Annotated in this window: 17 protein-coding genes and 1 pseudogene; 6 read left to right on the top strand and 12 right to left on the bottom strand. The window is 41.2% G+C overall.

The features are described 5' to 3' along the window. Together BM739_RS20525 and BM739_RS13015 are read right to left on the bottom strand one after the other, a co-directional pair. Positions 1 to 764 (bottom strand): annotated as a pseudogene (locus BM739_RS20525) (IS3 family transposase); the annotation flags it as partial. 46 nt (positions 765 to 810) lie between these two features. Beyond that, a complete protein-coding gene (locus tag BM739_RS13015; protein WP_139326884.1) occupies positions 811 to 1152 on the bottom strand; it encodes a hypothetical protein in 342 nt (113 codons plus the stop codon). Positions 1153 to 1654: 502 nt separating this feature from the next. Between BM739_RS13015 and BM739_RS13010 the strand changes: the two genes are divergently transcribed. From BM739_RS13010 to BM739_RS13000, 3 genes are all read left to right on the top strand, one after another. Then, a complete protein-coding gene (locus tag BM739_RS13010) occupies positions 1655 to 2110 on the top strand; it encodes a hypothetical protein (protein ID WP_217697844.1) in 456 nt (151 codons plus the stop codon). 246 nt (positions 2111 to 2356) lie between these two features. After that, a complete protein-coding gene (locus BM739_RS13005; RefSeq protein ID WP_076541267.1) occupies positions 2357 to 3253 on the top strand; it encodes a DMT family transporter in 897 nt (298 codons plus the stop codon). A 116-nt stretch (positions 3254 to 3369) separates the two neighbouring features. Further along, complete coding sequence (locus tag BM739_RS13000) at positions 3370 to 4641, top strand: YdiY family protein (RefSeq protein ID WP_254843543.1); 1272 nt, start codon at positions 3370 to 3372, stop codon at positions 4639 to 4641. A 42-nt stretch (positions 4642 to 4683) separates the two neighbouring features. Here the strand turns inward: BM739_RS13000 and BM739_RS12995 are convergent, their stop codons facing one another. From BM739_RS12995 to BM739_RS12985, 3 genes are read right to left on the bottom strand one after another with little or no spacing between them, the layout of a single operon-like run. Beyond that, complete coding sequence (locus BM739_RS12995) at positions 4684 to 5391, bottom strand: phosphatase PAP2 family protein (RefSeq protein ID WP_076541265.1); 708 nt, start codon at positions 5389 to 5391, stop codon at positions 4684 to 4686. Between the two features lie 25 nt (positions 5392 to 5416). Then, positions 5417 to 6457: a ketopantoate reductase family protein gene (locus tag BM739_RS12990; RefSeq protein WP_083698159.1), complete on the bottom strand. Its 1041-nt coding sequence runs from the start codon at positions 6455 to 6457 to the stop codon at positions 5417 to 5419. A 17-nt stretch (positions 6458 to 6474) separates the two neighbouring features. Then, positions 6475 to 6852: a VanZ family protein gene (locus BM739_RS12985; RefSeq protein WP_076541263.1), complete on the bottom strand. Its 378-nt coding sequence runs from the start codon at positions 6850 to 6852 to the stop codon at positions 6475 to 6477. A gap of 169 nt (positions 6853 to 7021) precedes the next feature. Between BM739_RS12985 and BM739_RS12980 the strand changes: the two genes are divergently transcribed. Continuing rightward, a complete protein-coding gene (locus tag BM739_RS12980) occupies positions 7022 to 7507 on the top strand; it encodes a YajQ family cyclic di-GMP-binding protein (RefSeq protein ID WP_076541261.1) in 486 nt (161 codons plus the stop codon). A gap of 62 nt (positions 7508 to 7569) precedes the next feature. On the opposite strand, the gene BM739_RS12975 is transcribed toward BM739_RS12980, so the two are convergent. From BM739_RS12975 to BM739_RS12960, 4 genes are all read right to left on the bottom strand, one after another. Beyond that, positions 7570 to 8964, bottom strand: a complete 1395-nt coding sequence (locus tag BM739_RS12975; protein ID WP_076541259.1) for an MFS transporter — start codon at positions 8962 to 8964, stop codon at positions 7570 to 7572. 269 nt (positions 8965 to 9233) lie between these two features. Further along, positions 9234 to 9572, bottom strand: coding sequence for a hypothetical protein (locus tag BM739_RS12970; protein WP_076541295.1), 339 nt, complete (start codon positions 9570 to 9572; stop codon positions 9234 to 9236). Between the two features lie 291 nt (positions 9573 to 9863). Continuing rightward, positions 9864 to 10448: a peptidylprolyl isomerase gene (locus BM739_RS12965; protein WP_076541257.1), complete on the bottom strand. Its 585-nt coding sequence runs from the start codon at positions 10446 to 10448 to the stop codon at positions 9864 to 9866. A gap of 14 nt (positions 10449 to 10462) precedes the next feature. Then, positions 10463 to 11029 carry a YajG family lipoprotein gene (locus tag BM739_RS12960; protein WP_076541255.1) on the bottom strand — a complete coding sequence of 189 codons (567 nt, stop codon included), beginning with the start codon at positions 11027 to 11029 and terminating at the stop codon, positions 10463 to 10465. A 224-nt stretch (positions 11030 to 11253) separates the two neighbouring features. Between BM739_RS12960 and BM739_RS12955 the strand changes: the two genes are divergently transcribed. Both BM739_RS12955 and BM739_RS12950 read left to right on the top strand, forming a co-directional pair. After that, positions 11254 to 12291, top strand: a complete 1038-nt coding sequence (locus tag BM739_RS12955; RefSeq protein WP_076541253.1) for a DUF2804 domain-containing protein — start codon at positions 11254 to 11256, stop codon at positions 12289 to 12291. Positions 12292 to 12451: 160 nt separating this feature from the next. Then, a complete protein-coding gene (locus BM739_RS12950) occupies positions 12452 to 13366 on the top strand; it encodes a sterol desaturase family protein (RefSeq protein WP_076541251.1) in 915 nt (304 codons plus the stop codon). A 223-nt stretch (positions 13367 to 13589) separates the two neighbouring features. Here the strand turns inward: BM739_RS12950 and BM739_RS12945 are convergent, their stop codons facing one another. From BM739_RS12945 to BM739_RS12935, 3 genes are read right to left on the bottom strand one after another with little or no spacing between them, the layout of a single operon-like run. Further along, complete coding sequence (locus BM739_RS12945) at positions 13590 to 14891, bottom strand: MFS transporter (protein ID WP_076541249.1); 1302 nt, start codon at positions 14889 to 14891, stop codon at positions 13590 to 13592. Continuing rightward, positions 14888 to 15235, bottom strand: coding sequence for a cupin domain-containing protein (locus tag BM739_RS12940; protein WP_076541247.1), 348 nt, complete (start codon positions 15233 to 15235; stop codon positions 14888 to 14890). The genes BM739_RS12945 and BM739_RS12940 overlap by 4 nt, the downstream gene beginning before the upstream one ends. Before the next feature lie 8 nt (positions 15236 to 15243). After that, the gene (locus tag BM739_RS12935) at positions 15244 to 17547 is read right to left on the bottom strand and encodes a polysaccharide lyase 6 family protein (RefSeq protein WP_076541245.1); all 2304 of its coding nucleotides are present in this window, start codon (positions 17545 to 17547) and stop codon (positions 15244 to 15246) included. Between the last annotated feature and the right edge of the window lie 25 nt (positions 17548 to 17572).

Genomic DNA, 17572 nt, shown 5'->3' with positions numbered 1-17572 from the left:
AACTTTACGGGAATAGAGATCGATTACGACTGCTAGATACAGCCATCCTTCAGCCGTCCATACGTACGTAATATCTTGAACCCACGCTTGATTAGCGCATTGAACATCGAAATCCTGTTCAAGCTCATTTTCATATATAGGTTTCTTGTGGTCGCTGTTGGTTGCTGCTTTGTACTTCTTTTTATAGCGCACCCAAACGTTTGCTTCTTTCATCAGTTGCGCTGTTTTCCTACGCCCAACAGGGTAATCAAGTGAATTCAATACCTTTTGAATGCGTCTTTGTCCATAGGTATTATCGCTAAACTCGGCAATATTCTTCACCCATTGCAATATCTCTTGATGCTCTGTATCAACAGGAGCCAGAGACTTTCGCTTTTGATAGCTGTAGTAATTATTGTTTTTCACACCCAACACGTGACACATTAATATCACAGGCCAGATCTTCTTATTTTGGGCAATAAACGCGTATTTTACTTCGTTTCTTTGGCAAAGAAGACCGTCGCTTTTTTTAATATTTCACGTTCCATTTCTAAGCGCTTTACTTGTGCTTTTAGCATGCGGATCTCCTCCTGTTCAGGAGTCAACTTGCCATTACCTCTAAATGCATGACCATCATCATTTTCTGCTTCTTTTATCCAGCGACCGAGTAGTTGAGGAGTCACCTCTAAATTTCTAGCGGCTTCAGCAATACTGTAATTTTGCTCTCTTACCAGTGCAATGGCATCAAGCTTGAATTCTTTTGAATAGGATTTACGTATTTTCATTTGAATCTCCAGTTAAATCAATTATGTCTTAACTGGGTTAGTCGTATCAATTAAACCACGTCATGTTCTTATCAAAGGTAATGCTCTCAATTAAGATAACACCATTTTGAAATGCAGATAAACTACCATAAACAAAATACTTTACATCTGGTTCCCCTTTAATAACCATGTAGTAATCATTTAGCTCTAATGACCTAACTTCTCCTTTCTCTCCTGAAAGTGATATTCTTTTTTTATCCTCTGTATAATCGCGACTATAAAACAGATAACCGTAAAGAATCGCATCTTTATAGACAAAAAACAGAATATTAGGAACTATAGCTAGAATCAATATAACTAGAGTCTTTCTGCCTTTCCATTTACCTTTGTTTAGTATCATTTCACTCACTTAATCCATTTTGGTTATTATTTCACCTAAAACTGGAACTTCCAGTGGGTCACAGTTGTGTTTGCGAATAAGGTCGCTCTTTCATATCTGACCCATAGGGATATGGGTAATGTCATTATGATGTCGGGAACATCATTGACAATGTGATCGCGACATTTGTATATCCTATATATCACTTGTGGCAGGTAATGGGTTAGATTGAAGTGATAGTCTTTTTTAACCTAGCCAATATACATTAAGTAAAATATTGAATTAAAGCCACAAATCAGTTTAAAGTAAAACCACTTAAGGGCAGAGTTGGCTAATCTCGAATAAGAATATCGAGAGTGCCATTTAGAGATGAAGCCATTCAATAATGATGTGCTAATCAACTCCCTTATTTAAAGTTTACTCTGATCTCACTTGTTCATTCGCAATGCTACCACATTGATTGCAAATGAAAAAAGGTGCAACCAATTGCGCCAGCATTGCTCACGGCTTATGGGAGCGTTAGGTACTTCTAGTGTTTAGGTGTAACTTTCAAGTTTTATTAATATCAATTATTGGAATGCCATTTATTGCATCAGCGCAAGATGATAAGTTGTGCGAACACTTAATTTCCTTTGCTAGCAAATCAAAAGTCAGTAAACCTCTAAAAGTTATATTAATTAATGATTGGGCTAACTTCTCAAAGAGCTGTGAACATAATGAAACAGAGGAAGGTAAGGAGTTCTGCAATTACTTAATAAATAACACTTCAACTGAATTTATGAATGTTAATTTATCAAGAGTGTTGAGCTGTAGTGTAAATGATTTTAATTTTGGTAGTGTTCACCTAAATAAAATCTCAGGTGACTTTTCAGTATTTGAAATACCTAGCCTAAACCAAGATATTACATTGAATATAAATTTCTCAATTGGCGATGATGTAGTAAAAGACTTTATAGAAATCGAGGCTGAAAATGAGCCTGTAGAATAAGTAGCTAATAGGGCGTTACTAACTCATTTCTATCCAAAAACATGTAGGGGTATAAATCATTTATGCCCCCAGTAACATTTAAGTAAAAAATTAAAATGCTCGCGACCACCTATCTCATGATTCTAAACTACAACCAATTACCAACAATCCGCTGCTCAGTTTGTGATACTTTATAGTCATAAAAATTAGCCATCAAATTAGTTATCAAATTAAACCTCAACTATCTGAATTATTGGGTATATATCAATGTGGATAGCACTTACTATACTGGCCGCTTTTATGCAGTCTTGGCGCAATGCTTTTCAAAGTGAGCTGAGTCAGCACGTAAAAGTCAGTGGTGTTACCCTAGCACGCTTTATTTGGGCTGGCCCCATAGCTGCCATATATTTACTCAGTCTTTATCAACTGCAACCCAGCAGCATACCAACCTTTGGTTATCAGTTTTATGGCTTTGTGATGGGTGCAGCCTTGATGCAAATTTTAGCTACGGGTTTGATGGTTAAATTATTTCAATTAAAGAACTTTGCCGTTGGCGCTGGGCTTGCGAAAAGTGAAGCGCTGGTTGCGGCGATATTAGGTGTACTGTTTTTTGGTACTAGCTTGAGCTTATTGGGCTGGCTTGGGGTGATAATTGGCGCTGTGGCTGTGATGCTTTTGAGTACTCAGCGCGGGGTTAAACGCTTATCGCTTAATACTATTGTGATCGGTATTGGTAGCGGCGTTGCGTTTGCTTTTACTTCACTGTGGGTCAGAGAAGCCAGTTTACTTTTGATAACCGATCCTAGTTTGTCAGATCCCATTCCATTTACCCATCGCGCGGCTTGGGTGCTGGTCTCAGTGATTGGATTACAAACGCTGATACTGGTGAGCTACCTTGGCCTTAAAGATCGGATGACTTTATTGGCATTATGGCAAAGGCCCAAACTGACATTACTCATTAGTGTTTGCAGCTGTATAGCCTCAATTGGCTGGTTTAGTGCGATGTCACTACAAGCTGTGCCCTATGTCAAAACCCTCGGACAAATAGAAGTGTTTTTCACTTTGTTGATCAGTGCTTTCTGGCTTAAGCAAAAAATAAAAATTAACGAGTTTTTAGGGTTCATACTGATTGCTGTGGCCGCTATTCTGGTTATGTGGAGCTAAATGACTCCAGTAAAAATGTGCATAAAATTAATCCCTATTGACGATTTAAGTTTGATGTTTTTTCGTACTATACTGATTTGATGTAAAGCAGGAGGTCATTTTTCAGGGAGAGTTTTATGAAACATTTTGTTGGTCGCTATGTTCGTCACTGTTTTTATAACTATTTCTTTCATCACCACTTTCATCACAATTCTCAAAACAATTCTTATCACAATTTTCAAAACTGTTCTCATCACAATTCTCAAAACTGTTCTTATAACAGTTCTCCTAACAGTTCTCCTAGCAGTTCACCTAATATTAGTATGGCAATGATTTTTGCCAGCTTATCATTGTTATTTAGCTCTTCAATTTATAGTGAGACATTGCCTGCTACCACGACTGAAGCGCTTTCACCTGAACAATTATTCATGCCCCAAGACACTAAGTATGACTGGCTGCAATTAACTTCACTTGAGTTATTAAAAGGTGAGATTAAAAGCCTTTATGACGACAAACTGGAGTTTGACAGTGATGAGCTTGATACCATTTACATTGACTGGGAAGACGTCAAAGCGCTACAAAGTGCCGGCATTGTTAGTATTGGTTTTATCGATTTATCCACTAAAACTGGCCGCTTAATTGTGCAAGATGGTAACAGTTATCTAGATGGTGAAGCGTTTGATAAATCGCAAATTTTAACCATTATTGCTGGGGCGCAATCTGAAGCCAATTATTGGTCGAGTAAGATTTCTTTAGGGGCTAATTTACGCTCCGGTAATACCAAGCAAATTGATTATAATGCCATTGCTAAAACCGTTCGCCGCACCACGGAGTCGCGCTTTAATCTTGATTATATTGGTAACTATTCAAAGTCAGATAGCGAAGAGAAGATTAATAATAATCGTATTAATACCAACTTCGATTGGTTCTTATCAAAGCAATTCTATTTGCGTCCTGTATTCGCTGAGATTTATACCGATAAATTTCTCAATATCGATTACAAATTAACCCTAGGTTCGGGTTTGGGTTATACCATTATTGATAACGCCAAAACCGAGTGGAATATCAGTGGTGGTCCGGCTTATACCTATACTAAATTTGATACCGTTGAAGCGGGTGAAGATGAAGACAGTAGCTCGGCAACTGTGGTTATCGAAACTGTTTACGATACTGAAATCACCAGTGATATCGACTTTATTACTTCGTATCGAGTGCAGTACGGGGATGATAACTCTGGTGGTTATACGCACCATGCATTAGCAACAATAGAAATTGAGCTAACCGATATTTTTGATTTAGATTTATCGTTTATTTGGGATCATATCAACAAACCGCAAGCAGACTCAGATGGCGAGATCCCCAAACAAGATGATTACCAATTTGTGGTTGGTTTTGGTATTGACATTTAAGCGGCTAAAATCAGCTAACTATAACCAACGAACCCAAACCTGTTAGTGATGAGAGACTTTTGCGGCTGAAACGCGAGTAAGGCAATAATGACTTACCAGCTGACTTATCAATACTCCTAGTACAGCTCCTGCCAGTAAGTCACCGAGGTAATGGTAGTTTTGCCCTAATTGACCGATAAAAACGCTTACCATGGCGGTTAACCACAGCCAGTAAAGCTTTGGGCTGTATTGCCAAAATAAACTGGCGAAGGCAAAGGTGAATAGCGCATGCCCCGACGGAAACGAATGGTAACTTTGCGACAGTGAAAATGGCGCAAACATCTCCACGCCGTGCTCAATCCAAGAGGGATTATTATTTATCCAAGTTTCTGGCCAGGTGCGGCCGCAGATGATTTTAGCTCCAACACGAACCATAGTGGCGCTAATAGCCACTAACACTATGGGCTTAACTAAATACCTGTAGCCGTTATTACCAGTCAATAAGCCAATTAAAACAACTACGCCTGCCAATACTTCTAGGGCTAATGGGGTATTGGCCAGTAGTTTAAATACTGGGGTTAATCCAAAGTCGCTTGGTTTACTATCATGTAAAAAGCTTGCCAAAGGTCGATCAAGGTAGCTCACGCTTACCAGTATGGCGATAACGGCAACAAGGTAGATAAAACCGACTGGAGCATTAAACGGCAGGGCTTGAGGCTGTAATAAGGTTTTGGGCTGCAATAACATAAGCTTAGCGGCTTGTTTTTTCATAGCTATGGTTTTTCATCTATTGGGTTTATTGCGCGCTTTCTAGCGCGGTTATTTTAGTTAGCATGCTTTGATTCATCGCCACTGTTAAACCGTGATGCGCTGCGCGGGCGACCACGTAACCGTTAATTTGCTGTATCTCGGTTTTGCGATTGTGATGAATATCTTGATGCATAGACGAAAAATTGTTGGCTGTAAGCTTAATAACCTGATTGATGATGGCAACAGAATCAGGCAGCGAAAGGTTAACCCCATCAGCTTTGGCGACCATGATGCACTCTTGAGTTATCGCCTCGATTTGCAGCTTATATTGCGGCTGGGCTAATTCACCATTAGCGCATTGTGCTAATGCCGTCAGCGGATTAATGGCGCAATTAACTATAAGCTTTTGCCATAAACTAGTGACGATATCATCGACTACCGACATATCTTCAACAGCAGCCAGTAATTGGTTTTGGATTGCTAAAGGCATTACTGGGCCAGATAAATGGCCAATAATGCTTTTACCTTTACCGGTATGGCGCACCTGCAGCGGGCCAAGTTTTAGCGCCGCCTGAGATGTCGTGCCTAAAGATAACCCCTGTTTAAGTTGCGGCTGTTGCTTAAGTAGGGCTAACACCTGTAAATGTGGCCCCATACCATTGTGCAGCAGCAAAATATGACAACCCTGTGGAATAAGCGTCAATATAGAGCTAATGGCATCAGTCACTTGATAAGCCTTTACGCAGACTATGACTAATTTAATATTGGCTAAGGCAGCCTTGTTAAGCTGATTAATGTCTGCTTGGATACAGGGTTGATGCAAACTGTCACCGCTAAGGGTTTCAAGAGTGATTGTAGAGAAATCATCATGGCTTGTAGCGCCTACAGAGCGACTGCGTGTGAGTAGTAATGGCTGCTTGATTGCTGCTAACTGGCAGTACAGCAAGCTGCCAATAGCGCCAGCCCCTATGATCGCAATATCAGTCTGATACACATGCTTATCGTTAACATGATTGTCGCTAACATCAAAAGCTGGTTTTTGGGTAGTGTTAAGGAGATTGCGGTTGCTGTTATTGCGCTGTGGCATGTGGTTTCTCTTGGGTGCTATAGGGCAGATTTGAGCGGACGCTTTTTGAATAACTTTGCTGCTTGATATTTTCTAAACACAAATAGCAATAAGTAAAATAATACCACCCCGACTAAATCAGCAACCACATCAGCAACAGAGGCACTACGATAAGGGATTTGTGACTGTATTAGCTCAATCAATATTGCATAGGCAGTCATTATCAGCGCCATCCAATACCACTTAGGTTTGAAGGCAAAATAAGCTAAAAAGGTTAAGCCAAAAAAACTGACAGTATGGCCGACTTTATCCATGTTAGAAAACGTCATTGGATAGTTAGGTTTAGAGAAAACCAAGTAACTGATGATGAGGACAGCTAAAGCAAAAGCGGCGGTAAAAAACAATTTCAATTTCATGCTGTACAGATCTTAGCTGGATGCAATGTCGTTTGAGTAAATCAATAATAAAAAAAGCAGCGCTCAAAGTCATTAAATTCCAACTATTAATTGTTTTCTCTTTAGTCTAGGCTTTGCCTACAGGCTTAGAGTGTTAAAATAACCCTAAATAATTTATTGGAGAATGACTATGCCATCTATGGATGTCGTATCAGAAGTTGATGAAGTTGAATTACGTAATGCCGTTGAAAACTCTCGTCGTGAATTGGCGGGACGATTTGATTTTCGCGGTAAAGATGCTGAAATCGAATACAAAGATCATGTGGTGACTTTAAAAGCCGAAGATGATTTTCAATGTCAGCAGTTGGTGGATATTTTACGCATTCAGCTCAGTAAGCGTAATGTTGACCCGGCAGCCATGGATGTGGATGACAAGACGGTACATAGCGGTAAAACCTTCAGCCTAAAAGTGAAGTTTAAAGAAGGTATTGAAACACTTATCGCCAAAAAATTAGTCAAAGCGATTAAAGACAGCAAGCTTAAAGTACAAGCTGCGATTCAAGGTGACTCGGTTCGAGTAACAGGCAAAAAGCGTGACGACTTACAAGCGGTCATGCGCCTTGCTAAAGAAGCTGACTTAGGCCAGCCGTTTCAATTTAATAACTTTCGAGATTAAGTAGTCGCAATCAAGTGCTGCTATTCAGTTGCTAGCCGTCTTTTTAAAGACGGCTATTTCGTTTATTGAGACTCAATATCTTCAAGGGGCTCACTAGGGGGTTCTGTTTTAGCTGTGCGCTGCAGCAAACTAATTAAAATCAGTACCGGAAAGCCGATTAGACTGGCGGCGATAAAGAAATTTACATAGCCAAAGGCATCCACATAAACTCCAGAAAATCCCGCGATAAATTTAGGGAACAGCAACATGATAGATGACAGCAGAGCATATTGAGTTGCGCTGTAACCGCTACTGGTTAGGCTTGATAAGTAGGCAATAAAGGCTGCGGTAGCAATACCAGCGCTGAAGTTGTCCACTGAAATGGCAAAGGTCAAAAACGGCATGTTGTAGCCAATGTAAGCTTGCCAAGCAAATAACAGATTAGTAATAGCCACTAATAATGCACCTAAGAAGAGGATCTTCATGGTGCCATAACGCACTAATAAAACCCCGCCAAATGCCGCGCCCACCAAGGTCATGATTAAACCATAGACTTTACTGACAAAAGCAATTTCCTCTTTACTAAAGCCCATGTCCACATAGAACACATTCGCCATAATGCCCATAACGATATCTGAAATACGATAGCAAGAAATGAGCAATAAGATCAGTATCGCAGTTTTACCATATCGCTTAAAAAAGTCGATGAAGGGTAAAACGCTGGCGCTATACAACCAAGCCAAAGGCGCTGCAAGCTTAGGCGGATACTTTTGTGCAAAGCGTTGTTTAAGCTGTAACTCTTGTTCATCAGCGCTTTTGGTGTCAACTTCAGGCTCTTTGCTGCAAAGAGTGGTAATAATCCCCACTGACATTAATAACGCCATCACAAAGTAAGCGGTTTGCCATGACTCAAGATTGTAGCCATCATTGCCAGGGTCAACCCAAGCGGCAATGGTTAACGCCCCTGCGGTGGCGACAATCATCGCGCCGCGATAACCCACTTGGTAGGCTGCAGCAAGGGCGGCCTGCATTTTTTCAGGTGCAGATTCAATACGAAATGCATCGATAACAATGTCTTGGGTGGCAGAGGCTAACGCCAGTAAAAAAGCGCAAATGGCAAGCCGTTCTAAATCCACTAAGGGATCGCTAAATGACATGCCGGTAATGGCGCCTACCAGACATAACTGCGCAAATAGCATCCAGCCACGGCGGCGGCCAAAAAAGCGAGTAAAAATAGGCAGAGACATGCGATCAACCAGTGGTGACCAGGCCCATTTGAAGGCGTAGGTGAGGGCTATCCAACTAAAGTAACCAATGGCGGCGCGGTCAACGCCAGCTTCTCTTAACCAAAAGCTCAAGGTTGAAAATACCAACATCAAGGGGAGGCCAGCCGAGAATCCGAGTAATAACAGAATAACCACGCGCTTATGGTAATAAACAGATAGCGCTTCTCGAGTTCGACTAAATAATTCTGACATAAGACAACTGATGAGAGGAGAATGGCTCTAGCTTAAGCGGGGTCGCTAGATGGTTCAAGTTATTAATAGTGCAGCAATTTGAGTTTGGTCAATAAACAAGGCTATTTGTAACACTCAGGTTTGTTAAAGCATTAGTTAAAGCATTAGTTAAAGCATGAGTTGAAGCTCATCGCTGCTATGAGTGGGCACTCGTTATATTGATGAGTCAAATAATAAAAAAGTAATTAGCATGGCGCTTATTACAAGCTGTGTTGTAACTAAAAGACCCACTAAATAGTGGGTCTAATGCCTACACAGCCTTGAGGGACTTTTCCACCAATATTAATGTAATCACAGCAATCGTGAACTTGTTGACGTAAATATTGATTACCGCGGATAACCATTGCTGGCCACTCATGAAAACAGTGCAATAAATGCCAAAATACTTTTTCAGTATCAGTTGGAATCAGAGTCTCAGGGGTTTTATCTAAATCGACGGCTTGCCACTTTTCCAATACATCCCACATGTAGAGCTTGATTTCATTGTGATCTAATTGGTTATCTAAGAAGGCTTTTCCATAATACGCCAGTTGGGGGGCTTTGGTTTCTATAAAATCATTGGGCGTCATCGTCTTTGGCGTTGTTATGTTAATTGGCATGAGAAGCGTCCTTATAATTCCATTTATTGATGAACAAAGTTTGTTATTTACTATACTAAAGTATAGTAGGTTATCTTGAATATTTACTCGGATTTACAAAGTAAGATAAAATTCAGTATTTATGACTAGGTAATCATTGCTAAGCATTGTGAAAACACTAAAAAAAGCGGCGTTAAATGTATATTTAACGCCGATTTTTTAGATGATTGATGAATTTACGTCACGTAAATGAGTCACCTATAACCATGAATTTTATAAGGTTTATCGTTTCAGTAGTGTGGCTTTATTCAATTTAACTTCTGTAACGGGCACATCAGGCCAATTGAGTTGGGCATTATGGCCAGTTGGAACATATGACATGGCTTCAAGCACTGCCATTCCTTCTACGACTTCGCCAAATACCGCATAACCCCAACGGCGCTTGGAAGGATTGAGGTTTTTATTATCGCCTACATTGAAGTAAAACTGACGTGTGGCTGAGTGGGGGTCGTTATCACGGGCCATGGCAATGGTGCCCATGCTATTGGATAAACCATTACCCGACTCATTAACGATAGGGTCCATCGACGGTAGTTCTTCAAATTCAGAGGTTAATCCACCACCTTGAACCACAAAGTCAGCAATCACGCGGTGAAAAATCGTATTGTCATAATCGCCTTTGACCACATAGGTTAAAAAATTATCTACAGTGAGCGGCGCGCGGGTTCTATCAAGCTCGACAACGACCTTGCCCATGGTGGTATCAAATTCAACTTTTGGATACAGGGTATCGGGCTGAATATCAACGGCTGCTTGAGCAGCCATGGTTGTTAATGTAAATACACTGGCTAACATCCACTTAAGCATGGCTTCTTCCTTGGTTATTGTTGTAAGAAATGGTGCAGTTCAGCATCATTAATAATTTTGCTGGTCAGTTCATCGATGAGTTTATTCATATCCAGCTCTAGGGTGGCGTAATCAGGGCTAAATGGGCCCTTTAATAAACCTTTGGCGTTATATATTTTAGTGAACTCTTGGGTTTGATTTTTAGCAACCACATTGATGGTTAGAGTGGTCTTTGCCTCAAAGCCAAAGGTTGATTCGGTGACATCAGTGAGTAAATAATCTAATTGAAATTCAGCTGAATTGGTCGCCGCAGGGTCAACTTGATAGCCCACTTTGGTCATGGCTTGCTTAAAGACACTGTCTAGTTGCTGCCTAATGGGCTCACTTGGGCTAATTAATTCTGCCGCTTCACCTTCTTTATTAAAGCGAACAATAAAATTAGCTTTGCGCACATCAATGGTGTTTACCGCAACAGTGGCATATTGGTCAATTTGATTCAGTGGTTGGGGAACACTGGGATTAAGCGCAATATGGGTTGGGGTATAACTGGCGCAAGCTGAAAGAAATAACGAGGTGCATAACAACAAAGGTAATGATTTCATGTCACAAAACGGTAAAAAATGATGGCCTCAGAATAACAGATTTTTACTGCCTTGCCAGCCCAATCACCTGAGTTAATCTGTTTCACTAGCGCATTTATCTATCAGGTTACACTGGCTTGGTGATGACAGATTACTGGTGATATCTGCTGACAACAAATCATTGACTTTAGGCTTGAAAGTATAGAAGTTAGACTCAAATAATAATGATATTAATTGGATGATAAATGGCTATAAATCATCGACAACCTAGCTCAGTATTAGCGCCTGAATCGTTAATCAACAATGACGGCCAACCTATTTATGGTCACTTTGATGGCATTGTTGCAGATCTTGGTGTTAAGCAATTTAGCTATTTTAATGACATGGATAAACTTAATTCCTCATTTGCAAAATATGTCGATTTTAAGCAATTTCAATTTATTAATATCACCACCCCACGTTATATCATCGGAGTCGCCATTGCCGATATTCGCTATGTTGGCAGCAGCTTTTGTTACCTCTATGACATTGAAAAAAATCGCCTAACACAGACACAAACCTTAAAACCCTTAGCGCTGGGGATGTCACTGTCACAGTCACCTAAAAATGGTCAATCACGCATTAAACATCGCCAATCTCAGATTGAATTTATTATTAAAGACGGTGTCTGGCAGTTAAATATCGCCGCAGACAATATTCAGGCTGAGCTTACCTTAACTGCGCCCATGTTAAGTTTGCCCATGAGTTTATGCACTCCCACTGGCTACAGCGGTTGGACCTATACCCAAAAACACAATGGTTTAAAAGTATCAGGCTGTTTAACGGTTAATGATGAACCCCAGCCGCTGAATCAGGCTTTAGCGGGTTATGACTTTTCTGCAGGCTATATGCGCCGAGAAACCAGCTGGCGCTGGGCCTCAATCAATACTCAAGTTGAATCGGGTGTGTTGGGGCTTAACTTAGCCGCAGGCGTTAATGAAACCGGCGATACCGAAAACGTGTTATGGATTAATGGTGAGCGCCACCTTATGCCTGCGGTACGGTTTGATTTTAATCGCCAGCTCAGTGACGATAATTGGTATATCACCGGCGGCGACAATCAAATTGATTTAAGCTTTCGCGCATTAAAGTGTCGCAGTGAGAAGATAAACCTTGGGTTTCTTAAAAGTAATTTCAGGCAGTATATCGGCTACTTTAGTGGCCAGATAACCGACAATAATGGCCGGGTGCATCAGTTACAAAATCAACTTGGGCTCACTGAAGATCATTTCGCTAAGTGGTAATTAACTATGTCACTACAACCTATGCCATTAAAATCTATGCCACTACAACCTATGTCACTACAACCAATGCCACTAAAACTAAGCCTATTGCTGCTAAAGCTTTAATGGACTTATTAATAGATTCATTAAATACAATTATAAAAAATAAAGAAGGTTTTCAATGGATTTGAATACACTGATCACTCACCCTGAAATCCTGTTATTGGTGTTAGCGCCGCTATTTGTCCTGTGCATTTTACTGGAGTGGTTTTTAGGCGTTAGAGCCAATAAGTTACCCGAGTCAGCCAAATACACGCCAATGGAGGTTGCGTGTAACTTTTGCCTTGCCGCAATGCATCAATTAACTGATATATTGGCCGGATTATTTATCGCCAAATTATATCTTATGGTGTTTGATTGGAAGCTGTTTGATATTCAAATGGGCGTTGGCAGTTTTATTGCGCTGATGATTGCCCAAGACTTTTGTTATTACTGGTTTCACCGCGCAAGCCATGGTGTGCGCTGGATGTGGGCGGCTCATGTTGTTCACCATAGCTCTGAAAATATGAATTTCAGCACTGCTTTTAGGCAAAGCTTGATGTACCCCTTAGCGGGAATGTGGCTGTTTTGGCTGCCCTTGGTGGTGATTGGATTTGACCCCAATTGGGTGGTATTTGTAGTACTGCTTAATTTGGGCTTACAGTTTTTTGTGCATACCCAAGCGATTAAATCGCTAGGCCCGCTTGAGCTTATTTTTAACACGCCGTCACATCATCGGGTGCACCATGGCCGTAATCCACAATATATAGATAAAAATTATGCAGGGGTGCTGATCATTTGGGATAAATTATTTAATACCTTTGAGCCTGAAAATGACACAGTGATCTATGGCATTACCAAGCCGGTTAATAGCTTTAACCCATTCATTGTCAGCTTTGCTGAATGGCGAGACATGTTTAAGGAAGCGACTATGGCAGGGTTAACATTAAAGCAAAGGTTAGCGGTGTTATTGGCGCCACCTGCTCAAGTTGATTTAAAGCTCAATACTGAGGTTGATAGCGTAAAAACCTTGAGCGAAGAGCATCATAATCACTAAAGCTAGTAGCCAGTAGCTAATAGCCAATAACAAAGGCTTAACCTACTTAACAGATACTCGGAAGGGGTTGAGTACATGCTAAGTAGGTCTCACCAAATAAAAAAGGGCTATTTGGGTGCAGCCCCAGCGAAAATTATCTAGTGAGTTTATGTTTGCTCAGAACATAAACTATATCGCTAGAAAATGTAATGCTAAATCGTTTAAACCAGATTCCTTGCTGAGGCTATTTGCTTTTGGGGCTAACAGGCTCAATTCTGGGGATTAATATCCACACCGCAGCGATGGCAATCACAGCTAATGATGCGCCAATAACAAATGCAGGGGTGTAGTTACCGTCAGCCGTTAAATAGGGCACTAACGCAGTTAAGCCTAATGCACCCAGTTTTGCCGCCATGCCTGAAAACCCTGCCAATGTGCCTACAGCTTTTTTACCAAATAAATCACTGGGCAGTGTTTGTACATTACCAATAGCGGTTTGAAAGCCAAACAAGATCACTGCCATGATCATCACCGCGGTCGTTGGCCCACCTGGGTTTGCCATAGATAAAAGCGATGGCAACATAATCAAACAGCCCAAAGTTATGGTCAGTTTACGGGTTTTATTAGTATCCCAACCTGCTTTTAAGCGGTTTTGTGCCAGTAAGCCACCAAACCATGCCCCAAGCATTGCTCCCACATAAGGCACCCAACCGTATATTCCAATCGACTTAACATCCATGGCGTACACTTCATTGAGGTAAATAGGGATCCAGAAAACAAACAGCCACCAGATAGGATCGATGGCTGCAGAGGCAATAATCACCCCCCAGCTTTGCTTATGAGAAAGTAACTCAGTAGTGGTCGGGTTATATTCTTGGGTATCAACTGCATCGTCAGCGTTAGTGCATCGTTGGCCGGTTAAAATGTATTCACGCTCTGCCACAGTGATCCAAGGATGAGACTTAGGTGGCGCTTTCACTAAAATAATCCAAGGGATTAGCCAAAGTAGCCCCACTAAACCGATGACAACAAAGACCATTTGCCAGCTAAAATACACTGTCATATAAGCGATAAGTGGAATCGATATAATGCCGCCAATTGCCGCACCTGAGTTAAAGATGCCTTGAGCTAAAGCACGCTCTTTTGTGGGAAACCAATCAGCATTACTTTTAGCGGCCCCAGGCCAGTTACCCGCCTCAGTTACACCAAGAATCGCTCTAAAGATACTGAAGCTCAACATGCCCTGCGCAAACGCATGGGCAGCAGTGGCAATTGACCACACACCAATAGAAAGCACAAAGCCGAGTCGAGTGCCAATCCAGTCAAATATCTTGCCGAATATTGCCTGACCAAAGGCATAGGATAATATGAATACAATCGAGATATTGGCATAGATCTGTTTACGCTCTAATGCGGTTTCATTAGGGAATATATCTTCAACGATATCTGGCCACAGCACGCTAAGCGCTGAGCGGTCGATATAATTAATCACTGTCGCAATTGCGATGAGCAAAATCACCCACCAGCGCAGGTTGTTGATTTTCATTTTAATTCCTCAATGAAATCTTCTCTTGCTGGGCTAAAGGTATCAATTAAAATGCCGCCAGTTGGGCAAGTGGCGCCATGATCTGTATGCGGTGGGATCATACAGCTATCACCGGGCTTTAGAATTTTAGTGACGCCATCGATATTAAAGTGAAACTCACCTTCTACAACGTATGAGACTTGCGAATGTCTGTGGGCATGGTTGTAACCAATGGCGCCTTTTTCAAACCAAATTTTCACTCCCATTAACTCTTGATTAAACCCAAGCATTTGACGCTTTAAACCGCCGCCAATGTCTTCAATTTCTGTTTCATTTCCAAATAAAAAATGTTCGCTCTGTTTCATTGTGACTCCTACTGCTTATTTTTAGTTTTAAGTTGTCCATAAAGCTCTGTAATTCTGGGTTGAGCGGTATGAGAAAATTGGTTATTACTGAGCTTTGAGATGGGGTCGCCGGTGGTGTGTTCTATTTTGACTGCGGCGCTATCGGTAAATTGATTATTAGCCATATCGGTCACTTGCACGCCATGAAGGTACAAGCTGGCTTTGAAGGGATTGCGTTTACCAAGCCCCACCTGATTGATGTGGTTATTAACAAAGGAAAGGTGAGGGCCGAAGGTGCTTTCGTCTTTGCCGCCGCGGTATAAATTAACCAGTGAGCCTTGGATATGTTCAAACTGATTATTGTTTACTTGTACATACTCAGCGTTATAAATGCCTTTATCGTCAGTCTCTTTGTTAAGCCTTAAAACATCACCACTAATGTTGCTAAAGTGGTTATTGCTAATGACAATTTTATTGGCAAAAGCGCGCGCACCCGAGTCAAAAAAGTGAAATGAATGCGGGCTATTAAGCTGTGTGATGTGACTGTTTAATAGGCTGAATCTATAGTTGGTTAACATGCCGGCGCTTGCAGTTTTTACCACACTGTTTTCTGCAACATCGTTACCCGTAATATTAGTGCTATTTTTACCGCTAATGACTAAACCATCGAGCTTTAAACTGCCGTTATTTTGAATTTCAAATAAGCTTGTTTGAGTAAAACTCAATTTGGCTTGGTGGTTTTCTCGCGCCTTGATGGTGAGCGGCTTATTGATAAGTAACACTTGCTCAAGCAGGTATTCGCAGTTATTGAGTGTGATAACATCGCCAGCACTTGCATGATGAATGGCTTGCTTAAGCTCTTGCGCGCTTGAAACAGCGATGTGATTGCCTGAATCAAAGGCGATTTCAGGTTCTGTTTTCGGATACCAACTCACGCCAGTTGCGTTTTTTAACGTGGGAGTCAGAGAGGCCGATACCCCATAGGCGCTTAAGGCGTTATCGCTTGGATATAACAAGCCATTTTTTGCCTGCACAAGTGTAATCGATTGCGCATCAATGCCTTGAGTAATGCTGTTATTGTTAAGCTTATTAGGAACAAGTTTATTAGAAACAAGCTCATTAGAAACATTGTTAGTAAAGCTTATCCCTGAAATATCATCAAAAATGGCAAAGGGTGATACTTGATTGCGATTAACCAACAGGTTATCTGCAAAGTTAGACTGTTGCGGCGCAGCAGAGCGCTCAGCATCGCTGCCAGCGGCTAAATGAATATGGTTTACATCAATAAAACTGTTGTGATTAATATTGGCATTAACCACTTGATGATAACGATTTAACGGCGAGTTAGGTACGCCATTCATAATGGTGAAGCCACTCCCAAAGCGATAACCGCTTAAGCCTTCAAAGTAGTTGTTGCTAACACTTTGATCGCGATTAATCACTCGCACGCCGCCAGTGTGCTCAACGCCATTACCTAAAAATACATTGCCAGTTATTTGGTTAGCATTGCCATGGCGTAGGGTTAGGGTGCCGCGAGATTCAAAAAAGGTGTTGTTACGGATGATGTTGTTGCCGGACTTAACGGAGATGATTTCTACTTCACCATCACAGCGGTCAAAGTAGTTATTTTCGATAACGGTTTGCGATGCCGACATGGAATGATGGCTAGTGCCAATGCGGATGGTTTCACCGCCATTGGAGCCCAAAGTTGGCCGAGGGCCAAAGTAGTTATGATCAATTTGATGATTATTTTGCTGGCTAAACAGCGATGTTAATCGCACCGTTAAAGTCACGCCTTTATTACGTTTGCCGACGAGATGATTGTGGTCGATGCGGTTATTTTTACCATAGAGGGTGACCCATTGATCAGAATCAAATCGCTCTGGCTTATTGAAGTTGTCGATGACCACTTCTGATACCCGCGAGTGATTAGCAAATTCATCATCACTGCTTTTAAAGGCAATCACTTCACGGCTTGGGCTATAGCCATTTTTAAATACCAAACCGCTCACATGTAAATACTGACCAGATAATCGCAAATTAGATTGGCCTGATAATATGACTTTGCCTTTGGTTTGCGCTGACAGTGTGATGGGCGCAGCTTTGCTGCCTTGACCTGTAAAGTTGATTTCAAAGTCTTGCCAAATACCGTCAGCGAGGATGATTTTATCACCGGCAACAATATTTTTTATTGTTTGGTTATATTCCACAGGGGTCTTCACTGTGTAAGTGGCGGCATTGAGCGATAAGAAAGGACTTAATGCCGGTAGACACAGCATAAGGGCAATATGTTTTAAGTTTTTATCCTTGCGAGGTAAATATTGATAATGCATTAGTACGCTCGTTGTTATTTTTATA

This window comes from Shewanella sp. UCD-KL21 (genome assembly GCF_001957135.1).
In the GTDB taxonomy this organism is placed as follows: domain Bacteria; phylum Pseudomonadota; class Gammaproteobacteria; order Enterobacterales; family Shewanellaceae; genus Shewanella.
This window is presented reverse-complemented; position numbering and strand designations above follow the sequence as displayed.

What these genes read in the sequence shown, in the direction of transcription:
- BM739_RS12970 (WP_076541295.1), bottom strand. Translation starts at nt 9,572, where the DNA reads ATGACGCCCAATGATTTTATAGAAACCAAAGCCCCCCAACTGGCGTAT.
- BM739_RS13000 (WP_254843543.1), top strand. Translation starts at nt 3,370, where the DNA reads ATGAAACATTTTGTTGGTCGCTATGTTCGTCACTGTTTTTATAACTAT.
- BM739_RS12945 (WP_076541249.1), bottom strand. Translation starts at nt 14,891, where the DNA reads ATGAAAATCAACAACCTGCGCTGGTGGGTGATTTTGCTCATCGCAATT.
- BM739_RS12950 (WP_076541251.1), top strand. Translation starts at nt 12,452, where the DNA reads ATGGATTTGAATACACTGATCACTCACCCTGAAATCCTGTTATTGGTG.
- BM739_RS12975 (WP_076541259.1), bottom strand. Translation starts at nt 8,964, where the DNA reads ATGTCAGAATTATTTAGTCGAACTCGAGAAGCGCTATCTGTTTATTAC.
- BM739_RS12985 (WP_076541263.1), bottom strand. Translation starts at nt 6,852, where the DNA reads ATGAAATTGAAATTGTTTTTTACCGCCGCTTTTGCTTTAGCTGTCCTC.
- BM739_RS12960 (WP_076541255.1), bottom strand. Translation starts at nt 11,029, where the DNA reads ATGAAATCATTACCTTTGTTGTTATGCACCTCGTTATTTCTTTCAGCT.
- BM739_RS12940 (WP_076541247.1), bottom strand. Translation starts at nt 15,235, where the DNA reads ATGAAACAGAGCGAACATTTTTTATTTGGAAATGAAACAGAAATTGAA.
- BM739_RS12935 (WP_076541245.1), bottom strand. Translation starts at nt 17,547, where the DNA reads ATGCATTATCAATATTTACCTCGCAAGGATAAAAACTTAAAACATATT.
- BM739_RS12990 (WP_083698159.1), bottom strand. Translation starts at nt 6,457, where the DNA reads ATGCCACAGCGCAATAACAGCAACCGCAATCTCCTTAACACTACCCAA.
- BM739_RS12995 (WP_076541265.1), bottom strand. Translation starts at nt 5,391, where the DNA reads ATGAAAAAACAAGCCGCTAAGCTTATGTTATTGCAGCCCAAAACCTTA.
- BM739_RS12955 (WP_076541253.1), top strand. Translation starts at nt 11,254, where the DNA reads ATGGCTATAAATCATCGACAACCTAGCTCAGTATTAGCGCCTGAATCG.
- BM739_RS12965 (WP_076541257.1), bottom strand. Translation starts at nt 10,448, where the DNA reads ATGCTTAAGTGGATGTTAGCCAGTGTATTTACATTAACAACCATGGCT.
- BM739_RS13005 (WP_076541267.1), top strand. Translation starts at nt 2,357, where the DNA reads ATGTGGATAGCACTTACTATACTGGCCGCTTTTATGCAGTCTTGGCGC.
- BM739_RS12980 (WP_076541261.1), top strand. Translation starts at nt 7,022, where the DNA reads ATGCCATCTATGGATGTCGTATCAGAAGTTGATGAAGTTGAATTACGT.